This window comes from Blastococcus saxobsidens (assembly GCF_002938435.1).
In the GTDB taxonomy this organism is placed as follows: domain Bacteria; phylum Actinomycetota; class Actinomycetes; order Mycobacteriales; family Geodermatophilaceae; genus Blastococcus; species Blastococcus saxobsidens.
Map to the genome: position 1 here is coordinate 23025 of NZ_POQT01000003.1, position 18083 is coordinate 41107.

The following is an 18083-nucleotide window of genomic DNA, read 5'->3' on the forward strand; positions in this document are numbered from 1 at the left end:
GTGGTGTGTGGTGGAGTCAGCCAACCAGACCGTGCACGAGGAGGCAGAGCTGATGGCGCAGACGACGGTTGACGGCGTCGAGGGGGTCCAGGGCCTGGTGGGCGAGCACCTGGGCCACAGCGAGTGGGTGGAGATCACCCAGGAGCAGGTGGACCGGTTCGCGGAGGCGACCGGCGACCACCAGTGGATCCACGTGGACCCGGAGCGGGCGAAGAAGGAGAGCCCGTTCGGCGGGCCCATCGCCCACGGGTACCTCACGCTGTCCCTGCTGCCGTCGCTGGTGCCGCAGATCGTGGAGATCACCGGGTTCCGCATGCGCGTCAACTACGGCACGGAGAAGGTGCGCTTCCCCTCGCCGGTGCCCGTGGGCGCGCGGGTGCGCGCCGGCGCGACGATGGAGGCGGCGACCCCCTTCGAGGGCGGCATCCAGATGAGCCTCGCCGTCACCGTCGAGATCGAGGGCGGCACGAAGCCGGCGATGGTCGCCACGGTCGTCTATCGCCGCTACCTCTGATCTCTTCGCCGAGATCACGTGATCTCGACGCCAGGAAGCCCCTGAAGCGCCGAGATCCCGTGATCTCGGCAGCGCGGCCTCAGGTGACGATGGCCTGGTTGACCAGCGCCCGCAGGTAGTTGCGGATCGGCAGCGTGCTCGAGGGCAGCAGCTGCGTGTAGAAGGTGACGGTCAGGTCCTCGACCGGGTCGACGTAGAACGCCGTCGAGGCCGCCCCGCCCCAGCTGTAGTCGCCCACGCTGGAGACGACGCCGTAGCGCGTGGGGTCCAGCACCATCGAGAAGCCCAGGCCGAAGCCGACGCCCCGCAGCGGGGTCTCGGCGAACAGCGGCCGGCCGAAGGTCTCCAGGTCCTGCCCGCCGGGGATGTGGTTGGTGACCATGTGCGCGAGCGTGCGGGGGCCGAGCAGCCGGCCGCCGTCGAAGGACCCGCCGCGGCGCAGCATCTCGACGAACCGCAGGTAGTCCCCGGCGGTCGAGACCAGGCCGCCGCCGCCGGAGAGGAACGCCGGCTTGGCCAGGGCCGCCGCACCCATGGCGTCGAGCGGGGCGATGCCGGTCGGGGCGCCGCCGGGCCGCCCCGGCACCGCACTGTAGAGCCGGGCCAGGGACTCGGGGTCGTCCTCCGGGCGCAGGCCGAAAGAGGTGTCGGCCATGCCGAGCGGGGCGAAGATCCGCTCGGCGAAGAACTCGTCGAGCGGCTGCCCGGAGATCACCTCCACGAGGCGGCCGAGGACGTCGGTGGAGACGCCGTAGTTCCACTCCGTGCCCGGCTGGAAGACCAGCGGCACCGACGCCCACTGCCGGCAGACCTCCGCGGAGTCCGCGCCGGCCGGCGTTCCCCACTCGTGGCCCATCGCCCGGTACATGGCGTCGACGGGGTGCGCGTGGTGGAAGCCGTAGGTCAGCCCGGACATGTGGGTGAGCAGGTGCCACACCCGGATGGGTTCGGTCTGCGGGGCGGTCACCGGCTTCATGGCCGACCCGGCGACGTACACGCGGGTCTCGGCGAACTCCGGCAGCCACCGCGAGATCGGGTCGGTGAGCTGGAAGGCCCCCTCCTCGTACAGCATCATCGCCGCGACCGAGGTGACCGGCTTGGTCATCGAGAAGATGCGCCAGCGGGTGTCCGGCTCGACCGGGCGGCCGTTCTCGACGTCCCGGGAGCCGCCCCGGCCCACGTGCACGAGCCGGCCGCGCCGCGCGACGGTGAGCAGGAAGCCGGGGAGCTGGCCGTCGTCGACGTAGCGGGCCATCCGGCGGTCGATGCGGGCCAGCCGGCCCGCGTCCAGCCCCACCTCGGCCGGGTCGGTGTCCACCTGCAGTTGCCCGCTCACGCGCACCTCCTGGTCCGGAACGCCGTCCGCCGCCGGACGACGCCTCGGCCCGCATCCTGGCTCACGACGCTGTGAGCCCGGACACGTGGGGTCGGGGCGTCCGCCCGGCGGCGGCGGAGGTGTGGCCCCGTCCGGAGGCTCGCCCTGAGCTTGCGAAGGGTGAGAGGGACGGGGTCCTTCATCAGACCGGGACGGAGCTCGCAGCCTTCTTCAGGTTGGAGCCGGCGGTCACCTTGACGGTGTTGGCCGCGGGGATGTCGATCGACTCACCGGTCTGCGGGTTGCGGCCGGTGCGCGCCGAGCGCTGCGTGCGCTCGACGGTGATGAGGCCGGAGACGGCGACCTTCTCGCCCCGGGTGATCGCGTCGACGAGCTCCTCCTGCAGCCCGGCGAGGACGGAGTCCACGGTCGAGGCGGGGACGTCGGCGCGCTTCGCGATGGCGGAGACCAGTTCGGCCTTGTTCATGTGCTTCCTCTCGTAGGCGTTGGCGGTGCCGTGGCTTTCGGCACGCAGCCGGCTCGTTCCCACCGGCGCGCGGGGCGCCGGCGAGGGCCCGGACCGGCGCGCGGAGGCGCGCGGGGCCAGGCACCCGGCCCCCGCGAAGGGGCCGGATCGGGAGGAACGCTGCCATGTCGCCCGGGGATCTGGCCAGCGGGGGGTGCCCGGGGAGCCGCGCAGGACCACGGCGGTCACATCCGTCCCACGTCGCGCAGGGCGCCCCGGGCCGCCCTAGCGTGGGCGGCATGCCGCTGATCCCGCGCACCGATCTGACCGTCAGCGACCTGTGCCTGGGTGGCAACGTCTTCGGCTGGACGGCGGACGAGGCGACCTCCTACGCCGTCCTGGACCGCTACCTGGACGCCACGCCCAGCACCGTGGCGCCGTTCGTGGACACCGCGGAGATGTACGGCGAGGGCACCTCCGAGCGGATCCTCGGGGCCTGGATGGCCGACCGCGGGGTGCGCGACCGGATCGTGGTGGCGACCAAGGCGTCACCGGGCCGGAAGGAGCACCCGCTCTCGGCCGGCGAGATCCGCAGCGCCGCGGAGCGGTCCCTGCGCAACCTGCGGACCGACGTGATCGACCTCTACTACGCGCACTACGACGACGCGACGACGCCGCTGGAGGAGACCCTCACCGCCTTCGACGAGCTGGTGCAGGCCGGCAAGGTGCGCCACGTGGCGGCGTCGAACTACTCCGCCGCCCGGCTGACCGAGGCCCTGGCGACGGCGGAGCGCGCCGGCACGACCGGCTACGTGGCACTGCAGACGCACTACAACCTGATGGAGCGGCCGGCGTTCGAGGCCGAGCTGCGCGACGTCGTCACCGCCGCCGGGATGGGCGTGCTGCCCTACTTCGCGCTGGCCAAGGGATACCTGACGGGCAAGTACCGGGCGGGCGAGCAGATCGACTCACCCCGGGCGAAGGGTGCGGCGGCCTACGGAGGGGAGCGCGGCGACCGCGTGCTGGCCGCGCTGGGCCAGGTCGCCGACGAGCACGGCGTGCCGATGGCCGCGGTCGCGCTGCGCTGGCTGGCCGACCAGCCGACCGTGGTCGCGCCGATCGCCAGCGGGCGCACGGTGGAGCAGCTGGCGGACCTGCTGCCGATGCAGGACCTGGAGCTCACCGCCGCGCAGCGGCAGCTGCTGACCGAGGCCGGCGAGTAGCGGACCCCTGCCCCGGACCGGGGCAGGGGGTCCCCTCTCAGACCGTGCGGATGTGGCTCCGGACGGCGGCCTGCAGTTCGGGGGTCACCTCGGGAACGCCGTGGGCGGAGGCGGCGTGCGCGCCCACCTGGCTGAAGATGCCGCCCTCGTCGGGGGCGGAGAAGGTGGCGTCGCAGCCGGGGATCACGTCGCCGCAGGCGAAGCGCTTCATGGAGATCTCTCCTCGGAGAACGGCCGGCGGCCGGTACGGCAACCGGGGGCTGGGGTCAGCGGGCGGCCCGGACGGCCGTCGCCAGGTCCTCGATCCGCAGCAGGCCGAGCACCTGCCCGCCGGGATCGGTGCACACGACGGGGTCGAAGCGCTGCGCCGGCGGACGGGTCAGGGCCCGCTCCAGGGCCTCGCCGACGTCGGTGGACGGGTGCACCCGCAGCGACACCGGGGCGGTGTGGACCTCGAGGGTGCGGGGGTCGGAGAGCAGCAGCGACACCGGCTCGCCCTGGGAGCCGACCAGCACGGCCGGGGGCACCCCCGGGACGTCCTCGTCGAAACCGACCTGGCGCACCGGGCGCATCAGGCTGGCCACGCTGTCGGTGAGCCGCGCGCGGGCCACCTGGGCGCGCACGAGGCGGGCGGCGTCGTCGGCCAGCGGCAGGAACTCCGGCGACGGGCGGCCGAGCAGCCAGCCCTGGGCCAGCGGGACGCCGAGCCGGGCGAAGGCGGCCAGCTCGGCGGGAGTCTCGATGCCCTCGGCGAGCAGCCAGGCGTCGATCTTGCCGGCGAACTCGCCCATCATCTCGGCCAGCGCCATGCGCACCGGGTCCTCGTCCACGTCGGCGACGAGCGAGCGGTCGAGCTTGACCAGCTGCGGACGGAGCGCGGCCATCTGCTGGAGACCGGAGTAGCCGCTGCCGGTGTCGTCGAGGGCGATCAGGGCGCCCCGCTCGCGCAGCGCGTCGGTCCGGCCGCGCAGGCCGGTCAGGTCGTCGACCGCGGTGTGCTCGGTCAGCTCGACCACGACGCGGCGCAGGTCGGTCCGGGACGCGAGCGCGCGCTGGACGACGTCGGTACCCAGCAGGTGGGGGCTGACGTTGACGGTCAGGAAGGTGTTGGCCGGCAACCGGTCGACGGCGTCCAGCGCCTTGTGGACGGCCAGGGCCTCGAGCTCGGCGCCGACCCCGGCCTCCGCCGCGGCGGCGAACCACACGTCGGGCCCGGCCGTCCCGGGGAAGCGGGCCAGCGCCTCGTAGCCGGCGACGGTCGCCGCGGACAGGTCGACGATCGGCTGGAACACCAGGGTGAGGTCGTCGGCGTCGGCGAGCAGCGGGCGGCAGTCCGGGAGCCGGGCCGTGCGCGTGCCGATCATGACCTGTCCATCGGCCGTCCGGCGGCCGGACTTGAGACCGCACCGTCGGCTCACCCCGAGGGGGGAGACCGGCCGGGGGGCACGCGGTTCCACGTCCCCGCGCGGGCGCGTGCCAGCATGTGGAGTCGATCGCGCCCGGCCGGGTGCGCCATCTGCCGGGAGGAGCGCGGTGTCCACGCCCGAACCTCCCGTTCCCGCACGCCCTGCCGCGGAGCCGGCCGGCGACCCGATCACCGATCCGCTGCGGGTCGCGGCGGCCCGTCGGCTGCTGCTGGAGGTCCCCGGTCCGGCGGCGTTCGACCGGCTGTCCGCCCTCACCGCGCGCGTGCTCGGCGTCCGCCACGCCAAGGTCACCCTCTTCACCGACCACGACGTCGTCGTCGGCGGGTGCGGGCTGCCCGCGGGCGTCGTCGGCGGGCCGGCGCTGCTCACCGGCGCACTCTCGGCGATCACGGTGCGCACCGGCCGGCCGCTGGTCATCCCGGCGGCGGCCGAGGACGAGCGGGTCGCCGGGCTGCCGGCGGTCACGTCGGGGCAGGTGCTGTCCTACCTGGGTGCCCCGCTGGTGGCCGCCTCCGGGCAGGTCGTCGGCGCGCTGGCGGTCTACGAGCCCGTGCCCCGGGACTGGTCGGAGGACGCCGCCGAGCTGCTCGAGCAGCTGGCCTCCTCCGTGGTCGCCGAGCTGGAGCTCTCCGCGGCGCAGTCGGCGGTCGGCACGTCGCGCGCGTGGCTGGAGGTGGCGCTGGAGGCCAGCTCCGTGGGCATCTGGGAGCGCGACCTCCGCACCGAGACCATCCACTGGGACGACCGCTGCGCGGCGCTGTTCGGGCTGGACTCCGCGGTGGACCTCAACTCGCTCGACGACGTGCTGTCCACCCACGTGCACCCCGACGACCACGCCGCCATCAACGAGGCCATGCGCGTCGCCGTCGAGGAGGGCGGCGACTACACCGTCGAGTTCCGCGCGCTGCGCGAGGACGGCGCCGTGCGCTGGGCCCTGGCCCGCGGGCGGGTCGTCGCCGATGCGACCGGGGCCCCGGCGCGGGTGCTGGGCACCGTCCTGGACATCACCGAGGCGCGCGGCCAGGCGCAGCAGCGTCTCACCGCCGTGCAGCGGGCCGCGGCCATCGCCGAGGTCGCCGCCGAGCTGGCCAACGCCGCCCGGCCGGACGAGCTGGCCGACGTGGTGCTCCGCGGTGCGCAGGTGCTCGGCGCGCAGTCCAGCGCCCTGGCGATCTTCGACTCCCCGGGCGGGCCGCTGCGGCTGCGCATGACGGAGAACCTGCTGAGCACCGTCCGCGAGGGGCGCCCGGAGATGGCCGACCTGGACGAGGGCGTCGTCCTGCCGATGGACGACGCGCTGCCGGCGCAGTACGTGGCCCGGCACGGCAGCCGGCTGCTGATCAGCGACGTGGAGGAGGCGCTGGTCCGGTTCCCCGCGATGCGGCCCTCGGTCGAGCTGCTGGGCCTGCATGCCCTGGCCGCCGTGCCGCTGCGGGTCGAGGGGCGGGTGCTGGGCGCGTTCCTGGCCGTCTGGACCGTCGACCACGAGTTCGGCGGCGACGACGTCGAGGTGCTGGAGGCGCTGGCCGCGCAGATCGCGCTGAGCGTGTCGCGGCTGCAGTCCGACGCCGAGCGCGCCACCGCGGTCGCGGCCATGGCGGAGGCCAACCAGCGGCTCCGGCTGCTCGCCGAGGCCGGCCGCATGCTGTCGGGCACCCTGGAGATCGACCGGCAGATCGAGCAGCTGGCCTCGCTGGTGGTCCCCGACCTCGGCGACTGGTGCTGGATCGTCGTCACCGACGAGCAGGGCCGGCTGCACGACGTCGGCAGCGGGCACCGCGACCCCACCCGGCGCGCGGAGGTCGAGGACTACGTGCGCGCCATGGTCGCCGGGATGACCGAGCACGCCTCGGCCCGCACCGTGACCGCCACGGGCCGCGCGCAGGTGCTGACCCGCATCGACTGGGAGCACGTGGGCCGGGCGCTGCCCGACGCCGCCGTCCGGGAGCGGTTCGCCCGGCTCGGCGCCGCCTCCGGGGTGGTCGTCCCGCTGATGGCCCGCGGGCAGGCGCTCGGCGCGATGGGCCTGTTCACCGACCAGCAGCGCGGCCCGCTGACCGAGGCGCAGGTGGACACCGCCGTGGAGATCGGCCGCCGCGCCGGGCTGGCGCTGTACCAGGCACGGCTCTACGGCCAGCAGCGCGACCTGGCCGACGCCCTGCAGCGCAGCATGCTCACCGAGCCGCCGCAGCCCGAGCAGGCCGAGATCGTCGTCCGGTACGTGCCGGCCGCCGAGGGGGCCGAGATCGGTGGCGACTGGTACGACGCGTTCCTGCAGCGCGGCGGGGCGACGGTGCTGGCGATCGGCGACGTCGTCGGCCACGACACCCGCGCGGCCGCGGCCATGGGCCAGGTCCGGGGCCTGCTGCGCGGCATCAGCTACTCCAGCGGCGGCTCGCCCGCGGAGGTGCTCAGCGAGCTGGACCGGGCCGTCCAGGGGCTGGCGCTGAACACCATGGCCACCGCGCTGGTGGCCCACCTGGAGCCCGAGCCCGACGACGAGACCGGCCGGATGCGGCTGCGCTGGGCCAACGCCGGCCACCCGCCGCCGGTGCTGCTCGCCTCCGATGGCAGCGTGGTGCTGCTCGACGGCAAGCAGGCCGACCTGCTGCTGGGGGTGGCCCCGGAGACGGTGCGCGAGGACCACGTGGCGGTGCTGGCCCCCGGCTCGACCGTGCTCCTGTACACCGACGGGCTGGTGGAACGCCGGGACCGGGACATCGACGAGGGCACCGACGAGCTGCTGCAGGTGCTGGGGGAGTGCGCCGGGCTGCCGCTGGACGAGCTGTGCGACCGGGTGCTGGACCAGATGTTCCTGCCCGGCGCCGAGGACGACGTCGCGGTCCTCGCCGTCCGCCTGCGCGCCGACGGCTGAGCCGCCGGCTCAGTCCCGGCGGTAGAACGCCGAGCCGGTGCGGCGGCGCCGCGGCCCCCGCTGGCGGCGGCGGACCAGCCGGTCGCGGGTCCGCTCGGGCAGGTCGACGGCGACCGGCGCCTCCCACCCGCGCCACACCGACAGCACCCGCAGGCCGGCGACGAGCGCGATGACCAGCGCGGCGACGGGGATCGGGTCGAGCCCGACGGGGCCGGCCAGGATGGTGAGCGCGGTGGCGCCGATCAGCGCCGCGACCGCGTTGTAGGGGCCGGGCTGGACGATGTCGGCGCGCTGGGCGAGCAGCACGTCGCGGATCAGTGCCCCGCCGACGGCGGTCAGCGTGCCGATGAACACCACCGACGCGCTGGGCAGGCCGGCCAGCTCCGCCTTCTGCGCGCCGATCACGGTGAAGAACCCCAGCGTGACGGCGTCCAGGACCACCAGCAGGCCGGTGAGCCGGGACAGCCAGCCGGAGAAGTAGAACGTGACGGCGGCGGTGATCGCGACCGTCGGCAGGTAGGCAGGGTTGGTGAGGGCCACCGGTGCACTCTCGGCGAGCAGGACGTCGCGGATCAGACCGCCACCGAGGCCGCCGCTGACGGCCAGCAGCAGCACGCCGGAGACGGCGAACCCCTCCCGGGCGGCGAGCAGGCCGCCGGTGAGGGCGCCGATGACGATGGCCGCGAGGTCGACGGCGGCCGGCACGCGCAGCGTCTCCGCCACGGCGAGGATCTCCACGGACGCCCATTGTCCCCGGCGGGTGAGGTGATGGAACGGCCCCGCCCCGGGTCCCGGCCCGAGCGTGGTGAGGTGCTGGAACGGCCACCCTCCAGGGTCCCGCGCCGAGCGTGCGAGGTGCGGGGGGAAGGGTGGTCCTTCTCCTACTGGCCGGGCGGGACGTCCAGGTCGGTCGCGGTGCCCTCGACGGTGCCCCCGCCGTTCTGCGCGCGCGGCTCGGCGTCGCGGGCGGCCATGGCCTCCTGGCGGCCCGGCTCCTCCTCCAGGATGGCCGCGGCCTTCCAGTGCGCCGGGATGGCGAAGGCGTCCACCAGCGTGATCATGTGCGGCCGGAGCTCCCGGACGAGCTGGTTCACCGTGGCGGTCAGCAGCTTGGCGCGGGCGGGCGTCAGCCGGCCGTGCTCCAGGAACCAGGCCTTGTCGGCCTCGAGCGTGGAGAGGGCGTACAGGTCGCACAGCTTGTCCAGCAGGACCTTGGCGGCCTCGTCCTCGGTGCGGTCGACGCCGGCGACGAACGCCTCCAGGACGATCCGCTCGATGTGCGTCTGCGCCGTCGTGAGCACGTGGTCCTGGACGGAGTTGAACATGTCGAACGGCGCCATGCCGTCGGTTCCTGCGTTCTTGCGCAGCCTGCGGATCGCGCCCTCCAGCGAGTGCTTCTCGCGGAACTCGAACATCTTCAGCTGCCAGCCGCGGTCGAGCATCGGCACCTCGTCGTCCCGGCCGGGGACGGCGTCGACGAGCCGCTGGATGAGCGCCCGCGCCGCCGTCCGCTCCAGGACGGTCTCGCGCACCATGTCCGCGACGAAGCCCACGCGGCCCCAGCCGTCGAGGGAGCCGAACGCGTCCCGGTAGCCGGTGAGCAGGCCCTTGGCCACGAGCTGCAGCAGGACGGTGTTGTCGCCCTCGAACGTGGTGAAGACGTCGGTGTCGGCCTTCAGGTGCGGGAGCCGGTTCTCCTGCAGGTAGCCGGCGCCGCCGCAGGCCTCCCGGCACATCTGGATGGTGGCGGTGGCGTGCGCCGTCTGCGCCACCTTGAGCCCGGCGGCGCGGGACTCCAGCTCGCGCTGGGCCTGCTCGTCGATCTCCTGGCCGTGCACGTGCACCGCCGTCTGCACGTCGTGCATGGTCTCGACCAGCTCGCCCTGGGCGAAGTGCAGGGCGTAGGTCTTCGCCAGCGCCGGCAGGAGCTTGCGCTGGTGGACCAGGTAGTCGTTGATGACGATCTCGCGGTCCTCGCCCGGGGCGGCGAACTGGCGCCGCACGTCGCCGTAGCGGACGGCGATGTCGAGGGCCAGCTTGGTCGCCGAGCCGGCCGAGCCACCGACGCTGACCCGCCCGCGCACCAGCGTGCCCAGCATGGTGAAGAAGCGCCGGGTCTCGTTCTCGATCGAGGACGTGTACGTGCCGTCCTCGGCGACCTGCCCGTAGCGGTCCAGCAGCATGTCGCGGGGCACCTGGACGTGGTCGAAGCTCAGCCGGCCGTTGTCCACACCGGGCAGCCCGGCCTTCGGGCCGTCGTCGCCGATGGTGACGCCGGGCATCGGGTTGCCGTGCTCGTCGCGGATCGGCACCAGCCAGGCGTGCACGCCGTGGTTCGTGCCCTGGCTGATCAGCTGGGCGAAGACCACGGCCATCCGGCCGTCCTTGGCCGCGTTGCCGATGTAGTCCTTGCGCGCGGCCTGGTGCGGCGTGTGCAGGTCGAAGCACTGCGTCGCGGGGTCGTAGGTGCAGGTGGTGCGCAGCTGCTGGACGTCGGAGCCGTGACCGGTCTCGGTCATCGCGAAGCAGCCGGGCAGCTCGAAGCTCATGACGTCGCGCAGGTACTCGTCGTGCTGGCGCTTGCTGCCCAGCAGCTGCAGGGCGCCGCCGAACAGGCCCCACTGCACGCCGGTCTTGACCATGATCGACAGGTCGTTGAACGCGACCATCTCGATGGAGGTGACGGAACCGCCGGAGTCGTCCTGGCCGCCGTACTCCTTGGGGAAGCCGAGGACGACGCGGCCGGAGTCGGCCAGCTTCTTCGACATGCGGGTGACCCGGTCGCGGGCCTCCTGCATGGTCTCGCCGTACACCGGCAGCATCTCCGGGTCGTCGAGGTTCTCGCGGGCGTCCCGGCGGACGTGCGCCCAGCGGCCGTCCAGGACCTCCTGGAGGACCTTCGGGTCGACCGACGCGTTCACGGGGGTACTCGTCACGTTTCCTCCTCGGTGCGGGGGGGCCGCGGATGGGATTCCTCGGTCACGACGCCGGACAGGCCCGACCAGGCGAGATCGGTCAGGTGTGCGGCGAGTTCGGTGCGGAGCATGGGGGTCCGGGCGCGCAGCCACCAGTCGGCGGCCGAGCGGACCAGCCCGACGACGCCGTGACCCCAGGCCCCGGCGGCCGCCGGGTCGCGCCCGGCGCGCTCGAGGGCGACGGCCATGAGCGCCGCCGCCTGGTCGCCGACGAGGTCGGCGAGGGTGGCGACGGGGTCGACCGGGTCGCTGCCCGGGACCGGGGTGACGACGAAGCGGTAGACCTCGGGATCGGCCTCCAGGAAGGCCAGGTAGGTGTCGATCGCCGCGGCGGTCATCTCCCGCGGGTGGCCGCTGCTTTCGAGGGCGTCGCGCAGCCGGGGGAGCAGCTGCTGGGCGACCCGGCTGCAGACGGCGACGTGCAGGTCGGAGCGGTCGGCGAAGTGCCGGTAGACGACGGTCTTGCTCGTCCCGGCCTCGGCGGCGATCTCCTCCATGCCGACGCCCGAGCCGTGCCGGCCGACCGCGGCGAGCGCGGCGTCGACGAGCTGCTCCCGGCGGGCACGGCGGTGCTCGTCCCAGCGTGAGTTCCGCCGATCGCGGGTAGCGACGCCGTTCGACTCGCGTGGGCCGCCGTCCTGCGCGATCTTGTCCTGCGTCACGCGCAGCTGCGACGAGCGTCTCACCGCCTCGGCTTTCATGTGACTGACAGTACCGCGTACCCTGAGTACCGGCCACCCCGGCCCCCACCCGACCTCGGAGGTCCCCATGGCGAGCAACTCCAAGCCGGCGACTCGTAAGGCCGCGATCGTCGGCGGGAACCGGATCCCGTTCGCGCGCAGCAACTCGACGTACGCTCAGGCGTCCAACCAGGACATGCTGACGGCGACCCTCGACGGGCTGGTGGCCCGCTTCGGGCTGCAGGGCGCGGAGGTCGGCGAGGTCGTCGCCGGCGCCGTCCTCAAGCACGCCCGGGACTTCAACCTCACGCGCGAGTCGGTGTTGGGCTCCAAGCTCGCACCGAGCACCCCGGCCTACGACGTCCAGCAGGCATGCGGCACCGGCCTGGAGGCCGCGATCCTCGTCGCCAACAAGATCGCGCTGGGTCAGATCGAGTCCGGCATCGCCGGCGGTGTGGACACCACCTCCGACGCGCCGCTGGCCGTCGGGGACGACCTGCGCCGCGTGCTCATCTCGCTCAACAACGCCACGTCCCTGCAGGACCGGCTCAAGGCGCTCGCGCGGATCCGCCCGGGCATGATCGCCCCGGAGATCCCGCGCAACTCCGAGCCGCGCACCGGCCTGGCCATGGGCGAGCACGCCCAGCTGACCGCGCACGAGTGGGAGATCGGCCGCGAGGAGCAGGACGAGCTCACCGTCCGGTCCCACCAGAACATGGCGGCCGCCTACGAGCAGGGCTTCTTCGACGACCTGGTCACCCCGTTCCTGGGCCTGAGCCGCGACCAGAACCTGCGGCCGGACTCCTCGCTGGAGAAGCTGGCCAAGCTCAAGCCGGTGTTCGGGCGTGCCCTGCCCGAGGGTGCCGAGGCCACGATGACCGCCGGCAACTCCACGCCGCTCACCGACGGCGCGTCCGCGGTGCTGCTCGCCTCCGACGAGTGGGCCGCCGAGCGGGGCCTGCCGGTGCTCGCCCACCTCGTCGACGCGCAGACCGCCGCGGTCGACTACGTGCACGGTGGCGAGGGGCTGCTCATGGCGCCGGTCTACGCGGTGCCGCGGATGCTGGCCCGCAACGGCCTCAGCCTGCAGGACTTCGACTTCTACGAGATCCACGAGGCGTTCGCCTCCACGGTCCTCGCCACGATGAAGGCCTGGGAGGACCCGGCGTACTGCAAGGAGAAGCTGGGCCTGGACGCCCCGCTGGGCTCGATCGACCGGGCCAAGCTCAACGTGCACGGCTCGTCGCTGGCCGCGGGTCACCCGTTCGCCGCGACCGGCGGGCGGATCGTGGCCTCGCTGGCCAAGACCCTGCACCGGGCGGGCCCCGGCAAGCGCGGGCTGATCTCCATCTGCGCCGCCGGCGGCCAGGGCGTCGTCGCCGTCCTCGAGTCCTGACCCCCCGCCGCCGTCCGGCTCAACCCTCGTCACCTGACGTGGAGCCGCGCCACAGCGCGGCTCCACGTCAGGTCGCCCGGCTCAACCCGGGTGCCCGCCGCCCCGATCCCCAGAAGGGAACCCCAGAAGTGGCTGACTGGTACACCACCTTCGCCAACTCCGGCTTCGGCACCACCCTCACCAAGCAGCTGGGCCTCCCGCGCCCGGCCGTGCTGCGCCGCTACGAACCCGGCCAGCCGCTGCTCCCCGGCCCCGTGGTCGTCGGCTCCGCCGGGAAGGGCCGGCTGCGCGACGCCGTCACCGCCGTCCTCCGGGACGCCGGGGTGACCGTGCAGTCCCCGGCGACGGCGGACGGCGCGACCGACGGCGAGAGGCTCGGCGCGGTGGTCCTGGACGCGACCGGGCTGGCCGGCCCCGGCGACCTGGCGAGCGCGCACGACTTCCTCGCCCCGGCGATCAAGCGGCTGCGCCCGTCGGGGCGGGTGCTCGTCCTCGCCGACCCGCCGTCGGACGCCGACTCCCCGGCCCAGGCGGCCGCCCGCCAGGCGGTGGACGGACTGGTCCGGTCCATCGCGAAGGAGCTGCGGGGCGGTGCGACGGCCAACGCCGTCTTCGTGCCCGAGGGGGCCGAGGCGTCGCTGGCCGGCCCGCTGCGGTTCTTCCTCTCCGGCCGGTCGGCCTACGTGGACGGCCAGCTGCTCACCCTCTCGCCCGCGGACGTGCCCACGGGTGAGGACGACGACAGGCCGCTGGCCGGCAAGGTCGCCGTCGTCACCGGCGCCGCCCGGGGGATCGGCGCCTCGATCGCCCGGGTGTTGGCCCGCGACGGCGCCCACGTGGTCGCCGTCGACATCCCGGCCGCCGGCGAGAGCCTGGCCGCGGTCGCCAACGAGATCGGCGGCACGGCCTTCCAGCTCGACATCACCGCACCCGACGCCGCCAGCCGGCTGATCGAGCACCTGCGCGAGCGGCACGGCGGGGTCGACGTCGTCGTCCACAACGCCGGGATCACCCGCGACAAGCTGCTGGTGAACATGGACGCCGCCCGCTGGAACTCGGTGATGGCGGTGAACCTGCAGGCGCAGCTGGACATCACCCAGGCGCTGCTGGACGACGCGGACGTGCTGAAGCCGGACGCGCGGATCGTCTGCGTCTCCTCGCAGTCGGGCATCGCCGGCAACCGCGGGCAGACGAACTACGCGGCGAGCAAGGCCGGCGTCATCGGCATGGTGCGCGCCTGGGCGCCGGAGTTCGCCGCGCGGAACGCGACCATCAACGCCGTCGCGCCGGGGTTCATCGTCACCGAGATGACGGCGAAGATGCCGGTCGGCACCCGGGAGATCGGGTCGCGGATCAACTCGCTGCAGCAGGGCGGCCTGCCGGTCGACGTCGCCGAGACGATCGCCTGGCTCTCCCAGCCGGGCAGCGCCGGGGTCAACGGGCAGACCGTGCGGGTCTGCGGCCAGTCGATGCTGGGCGCCTGATGGCCACGACAGTCCTGGACCAGCCACCGAACATGGCGGCGCTGTTCGCGAAGGCCGCGCTCACCGCGCGCGGCCGTGGCGGCGACCTGCCCGACACCCGGCTGGCCCGCACCGGCGTGACCGTCGACGGCGGCAACCTCGCCGGCTACGCCCGGGTCTGCGGGTTCCCGCTCACCGGCGCGCTGCCGGCCACCTACCCGCATGTGCTCACCTTCGGCCTGCAGATGGCGCTGATGAGCGACCGCGCGTTCCCGCTGGCCCTGCCCGGGCTGGTGCACGTGCGGAACGGGATCGACGTCGTCCGGCCGATCGGCGCGGCCGAGAGCCTGGACCTCGAGGTGTGGGCCGAGCGGTTCGCCACCCACCCCAGCGGGGCGACGGTCGACCTCTGCGCGTCGGTCACCTCCGGTGGGGAAGAGGTGTGGCGCGGGCGCTCGACGTACCTGGCCCGGGGCGCGAAGGCCCCGGCCGGCGCGCCGGAGTCCGACGTCACCGTGGACGTCGGCACCCTCGAGCGGTCCGTGGCCACCTGGCGGATCGCCGACGACGCCGGCCGCCGGTACGCCAAGGTGTCCGGTGACGTGAACCCGATCCACCTGTCGGGCCTGACGGCGAAGGCGTTCGGCTTCAAGCGGGCGATCGCGCACGGCATGTGGGTCAAGGCCCGCGTGCTGGGCGCGCTGGCCAACCGGCTGCCGGAGTCGAGCACCATCGACGTCGGCTTCCGCAAGCCGCTGTTCCTGCCCTCGACGGTCACCCTGGCCACGGCCCAGGCCGGCGGCGGGTGGGACGCAGCCGTGCGCAACGCGACGAGCGGCACCGAGCACCTGGTCGGCACGATCCGCCCGCGCTGAGCCTGAGCCACCCGGGCATGGGAAGCGATACATGCGGCCTGGGCTCGGAAACGCAGGTAAAGCTTCCCATGCCTGGAGATCCTCGGCGGCAACGGCTACACCCGCGAGCACCCGGTCGAGCGGATGGCCCGCGACGCCACGATCTGCACGATCTCCGAGGGCACCTCGGAGATCCAGCGGCTGGTCAACGCCCGGACGATCTCCGGGGTGCACGTCCGCTGGAGCGGGGCCCGGGCAGGCACGTCGCCTAGCATCGGCGGCCGGCGGGACGGTTGAGGACGGGAGAGCGCACGTGCACAGCGCCCAACCTGTCCGCGGGGACCGCTGGCGCAGCGTCGTCGGCGGGCTCGGCGAGCTGCTGGTCACCTGCGGCGCCGTCCTCCTGCTGTTCGTCGCCTACGAGCTGTACGTCACCGACCTGCTGACCGACCGCCGGCAGGACCAGCTGACCGAGCAGCTGCAGGAGGACTGGGCGCAGCCCGGTCCCGCGCGGGACCTGCGCGAGGTGGAGATCGGGGACGCCTTCGGCGTGCTGCGCATCCCGCGGCTGGGCGAGGACTACGCCCGCGTCGTCCTCGAGGGGACGACGGAGGCCGAGCTCTCCCAGGGACCCGGGCACTACGCGGGGACGGCGATGCCCGGCGAGCAGGGCAACGTGGCGCTGGCCGGCCACCGGGTGGGCAAGGGATCGCCCTTCCTCGACCTGGACGCCATGCGGCCGGGCGACCCGATCGTCGTCGAGACGGCGGACTCCTGGTTCGTCTACCGGGTGCTGGGCGACCCGTCGAGCGGCGACCTCGAGGCCGACCCCAGCGGGATCCCCGGCCGGCAGATCGTCCGCCCCACGGCGCTGGAGGTCATCTCCCCGACGCCGAACCAGGCGGCCTCGGCGGCGCCGAGCGGCGCCTACCTGACGCTGACCACCTGCCATCCGCGGTTCTCCGCCCAGCAGCGGTTGATCGTGCACGCACGGCTCGACGGCGCCGCCGTGCCCAAGGCAGAGTTCCCCGACGGACCGCCGGCGCTCTGGGAGGGCTGAGGACGATGTACGGCTGGATCTGGCGGCACCTGCCCGGTGGCACGGGGCTGAAGGCGGTGCAGGCGCTGGTCCTGCTGCTCGCCGTCTGCGCGCTGCTGCTGTTCGTCGTCTTCCCCTGGGTGGAGCCGCGGCTGCCGTTCAACGACGTCACCGTGGGCGGCTGAGGGCCCCCTCCGGCCGGAAGGTCTCGTCCCGGCAACGATCGCCGCAGCGCACCGTTTGGGGGTGCGGACCTGCGCCGACGGGTCCAGGGTCGGGGGAGGACGACGTCTCCTCAAGACCCCGGAGGTCCCCGTGCGCTCTCCTCGACTGCTCGCCCTCGCCGCTGCCGGCGGACTCCTGCTGACCGCCTGCGGAGGGGGCGGGGAGAGCGTGGACACCGGAGGCGGTGGCGGCGGTGGCGGCGGGGACAACGTCCTGGTCGCGGCGGTCAGCGCCCAGCCCGACCAGTTCGACCCGCACGTCACCAGCGCCTACCCGAGCTTCCAGGTGCTGGAGAACGTCTACGACACCCTCGCCGTCCCGGACGCCGAGGACCTGACGATGCAGCCGAGCCTGGCCGAGTCGTGGGAGACCAGCGAGGACGGGCTGACCTGGACGTTCACCCTGCGCGAGGGCGTCACGTTCCACGACGGCAGCGAGTTCGACGCCGCCGACGTCGTCTACTCCTACAACCGGATCATCGACGAGGAGCTCAACAACGCCTACCGGTTCGCGACGGTCACGAACGTGGAGGCCGTCGACCCGCAGACCGTCGAGATCACCGTCAGCCAGCCGACGCCGAACCTGCCGGCCCTGATCGGCGGCTTCAAGGGCATGGCGATCCTGCCCGAGGGCGCGGCCGAGGAGTACGACCTCACCACCGAGGCCGTCGGCACCGGGCCGTTCACGTTGGAGAGCTCCGACGCCAGCCGCACCGAGCTGGCCGCCTACGAGGACTACTGGGGCGGCGCGCCGAGCATCGACGGCGTCGAGTTCCGCTACATCACCGAGCCCGCGGCGGCGCTGACCGCGCTGCAGAACGGCGAGGTGCAGTGGACCGACAACGTGCCCCCGCAGCAGATCGAGTCGCTGGAGGGTGACGACGCCGTCGAGCTGGCCACCACGCCCAGCGTCGACTACTGGTACATGAGCATGAACTACGCGCGGGAGCCGTTCGGCAACCCGCAGGTGCGCCAGGCGATCGCGACGGCGATCGACCGGGCCGCGGTCACCGAGGCGGCCCGGTTCGGGGCGGCCCAGCCCAACCAGACGGCCATCCCCGAGGACAGCTTCTACTACTACGACTACGCGCCGTACGACGCGAACGCCCAGGAGGCGCAGTCGCTGATCCAGCAGGCCGGCGTGCAGACGCCGCTCACCATGGGCCTGATGGTCACCGACGAGTTCCCGGAGACCGTCACCGCGGCCCAGGTGATCGCCAGCCAGCTGGAGCCCATCGGCATCACCGTCGACGTCCAGACGGTGGACTTCGCGACCTGGCTGGACCGGCAGGCGCAGGGCGACTTCGACGCCTTCCTGCTCGGCTGGCTGGGCAACATCGACCCGTTCGACTTCTACCACGCGCAGCACATCACCGACGGGTCCAGCAACTACCAGGGCTACAGCAACCCCGAGGTCGACCGGCTGCTCGACTCCGCCGCCACGGAGACCGACGAGGACGCCCGCAAGGACCTCTACGACCAGGCGGCGAAGCTGATCGTCGACGACGTCTCCTACCTGTACCTGTACAACCCCGACGTCGTGCAGGCCTGGGCGCCGGGGCTGTCCGGGTACGAGATCCGCGCCGACAAGGCGATCAACTTCGAAGGCGTGGAGCTGCCCTGACCGGCTAC

The 18083-nt window shown here is 73.6% G+C and carries 17 protein-coding genes; 10 read left to right on the forward strand and 7 right to left on the reverse strand.

Going from position 1 to position 18083, the window contains the following annotated elements:
* Positions 1–10: 10 nt before the first annotated feature.
* On the forward strand, positions 11–514 hold the full coding sequence (locus C5507_RS02495) for a MaoC family dehydratase (RefSeq protein WP_341272911.1): 504 nt from the start codon (positions 11–13) through the stop codon (positions 512–514).
* A 79-nt stretch (positions 515–593) separates the two neighbouring features.
* Here the strand turns inward: C5507_RS02495 and C5507_RS02500 are convergent, their stop codons facing one another.
* Positions 594–1850 (reverse strand): serine hydrolase domain-containing protein, encoded by a 1257-nt coding sequence (locus C5507_RS02500; protein ID WP_104526966.1) that lies wholly within the window; start codon positions 1848–1850, stop codon positions 594–596.
* Positions 1851–2031: 181 nt separating this feature from the next.
* Positions 2032–2544 (reverse strand): HU family DNA-binding protein, encoded by a 513-nt coding sequence (locus C5507_RS23460; RefSeq protein WP_423191798.1) that lies wholly within the window; start codon positions 2542–2544, stop codon positions 2032–2034.
* Between the two features lie 50 nt (positions 2545–2594).
* Between C5507_RS23460 and C5507_RS02510 the strand changes: the two genes are divergently transcribed.
* Entirely contained in the window at positions 2595–3518 is a 924-nt protein-coding gene (locus C5507_RS02510) for an aldo/keto reductase (RefSeq protein ID WP_104527104.1), read from the forward strand.
* Positions 3519–3555: 37 nt separating this feature from the next.
* On the opposite strand, the gene C5507_RS02515 is transcribed toward C5507_RS02510, so the two are convergent.
* On the reverse strand, positions 3556–3729 hold the full coding sequence (locus C5507_RS02515) for a DUF1059 domain-containing protein (protein WP_104526968.1): 174 nt from the start codon (positions 3727–3729) through the stop codon (positions 3556–3558).
* 55 nt (positions 3730–3784) lie between these two features.
* The gene (locus C5507_RS02520; protein WP_104526969.1) at positions 3785–4882 is read right to left on the reverse strand and encodes an EAL domain-containing protein; all 1098 of its coding nucleotides are present in this window, start codon (positions 4880–4882) and stop codon (positions 3785–3787) included.
* A 169-nt stretch (positions 4883–5051) separates the two neighbouring features.
* On the opposite strand from C5507_RS02520, the gene C5507_RS02525 reads away from it, so the two are divergent.
* A complete protein-coding gene (locus tag C5507_RS02525; protein ID WP_242611277.1) occupies positions 5052–7820 on the forward strand; it encodes a SpoIIE family protein phosphatase in 2769 nt (922 codons plus the stop codon).
* 9 nt (positions 7821–7829) lie between these two features.
* Here the strand turns inward: C5507_RS02525 and C5507_RS02530 are convergent, their stop codons facing one another.
* The 3 genes from C5507_RS02530 to C5507_RS02540 form a co-directional block, all read right to left on the reverse strand.
* A complete protein-coding gene (locus C5507_RS02530; protein ID WP_104526970.1) occupies positions 7830–8558 on the reverse strand; it encodes a trimeric intracellular cation channel family protein in 729 nt (242 codons plus the stop codon).
* A 143-nt stretch (positions 8559–8701) separates the two neighbouring features.
* Complete coding sequence (locus C5507_RS02535) at positions 8702–10756, reverse strand: acyl-CoA dehydrogenase family protein (RefSeq protein WP_104526971.1); 2055 nt, start codon at positions 10754–10756, stop codon at positions 8702–8704.
* Complete coding sequence (locus C5507_RS02540; RefSeq protein ID WP_104526972.1) at positions 10753–11496, reverse strand: TetR family transcriptional regulator; 744 nt, start codon at positions 11494–11496, stop codon at positions 10753–10755. The genes C5507_RS02535 and C5507_RS02540 overlap by 4 nt, the downstream gene beginning before the upstream one ends.
* A 67-nt stretch (positions 11497–11563) precedes the next feature.
* Here C5507_RS02540 and C5507_RS02545 point away from each other — a divergent pair, with 67 nt between their 5' ends.
* The 7 genes from C5507_RS02545 (at position 11564) to C5507_RS02570 (ending at position 18075) form a co-directional block, all read left to right on the forward strand.
* Complete coding sequence (locus C5507_RS02545; protein WP_104526973.1) at positions 11564–12871, forward strand: acetyl-CoA C-acetyltransferase; 1308 nt, start codon at positions 11564–11566, stop codon at positions 12869–12871.
* 128 nt (positions 12872–12999) lie between these two features.
* Positions 13000–14355, forward strand: a complete 1356-nt coding sequence (locus C5507_RS02550) for a 3-oxoacyl-ACP reductase (protein ID WP_104526974.1) — start codon at positions 13000–13002, stop codon at positions 14353–14355.
* Positions 14355–15209 carry a MaoC family dehydratase gene (locus C5507_RS02555; RefSeq protein ID WP_104526975.1) on the forward strand — a complete coding sequence of 285 codons (855 nt, stop codon included), beginning with the start codon at positions 14355–14357 and terminating at the stop codon, positions 15207–15209. The genes C5507_RS02550 and C5507_RS02555 overlap by 1 nt, the downstream gene beginning before the upstream one ends.
* 78 nt (positions 15210–15287) lie before the next feature.
* Positions 15288–15485, forward strand: coding sequence for an acyl-CoA dehydrogenase family protein (locus tag C5507_RS23285; protein WP_278044351.1), 198 nt, complete (start codon positions 15288–15290; stop codon positions 15483–15485).
* A gap of 16 nt (positions 15486–15501) precedes the next feature.
* The gene (locus C5507_RS02565; protein ID WP_104526977.1) at positions 15502–16248 is read left to right on the forward strand and encodes a class E sortase; all 747 of its coding nucleotides are present in this window, start codon (positions 15502–15504) and stop codon (positions 16246–16248) included.
* A 5-nt stretch (positions 16249–16253) separates the two neighbouring features.
* Entirely contained in the window at positions 16254–16412 is a 159-nt protein-coding gene (locus C5507_RS22615) for a hypothetical protein (RefSeq protein WP_165400479.1), read from the forward strand.
* A gap of 130 nt (positions 16413–16542) precedes the next feature.
* Positions 16543–18075: an ABC transporter substrate-binding protein gene (locus C5507_RS02570; RefSeq protein ID WP_104526978.1), complete on the forward strand. Its 1533-nt coding sequence runs from the start codon at positions 16543–16545 to the stop codon at positions 18073–18075.
* Positions 18076–18083 lie beyond the last annotated feature (8 nt).

Coding starts and splice junctions, on each gene's coding strand:
- C5507_RS02510 (WP_104527104.1), top strand. CDS start 2,595: ATGCCGCTGATCCCGCGCACCGATCTGACCGTCAGCGACCTGTGCCTG.
- C5507_RS02515 (WP_104526968.1), bottom strand. CDS start 3,729: ATGAAGCGCTTCGCCTGCGGCGACGTGATCCCCGGCTGCGACGCCACC.
- C5507_RS02520 (WP_104526969.1), bottom strand. CDS start 4,882: ATGATCGGCACGCGCACGGCCCGGCTCCCGGACTGCCGCCCGCTGCTC.
- C5507_RS02540 (WP_104526972.1), bottom strand. CDS start 11,496: ATGAAAGCCGAGGCGGTGAGACGCTCGTCGCAGCTGCGCGTGACGCAG.
- C5507_RS02545 (WP_104526973.1), top strand. CDS start 11,564: ATGGCGAGCAACTCCAAGCCGGCGACTCGTAAGGCCGCGATCGTCGGC.
- C5507_RS02555 (WP_104526975.1), top strand. CDS start 14,355: ATGGCCACGACAGTCCTGGACCAGCCACCGAACATGGCGGCGCTGTTC.
- C5507_RS22615 (WP_165400479.1), top strand. CDS start 16,254: ATGTACGGCTGGATCTGGCGGCACCTGCCCGGTGGCACGGGGCTGAAG.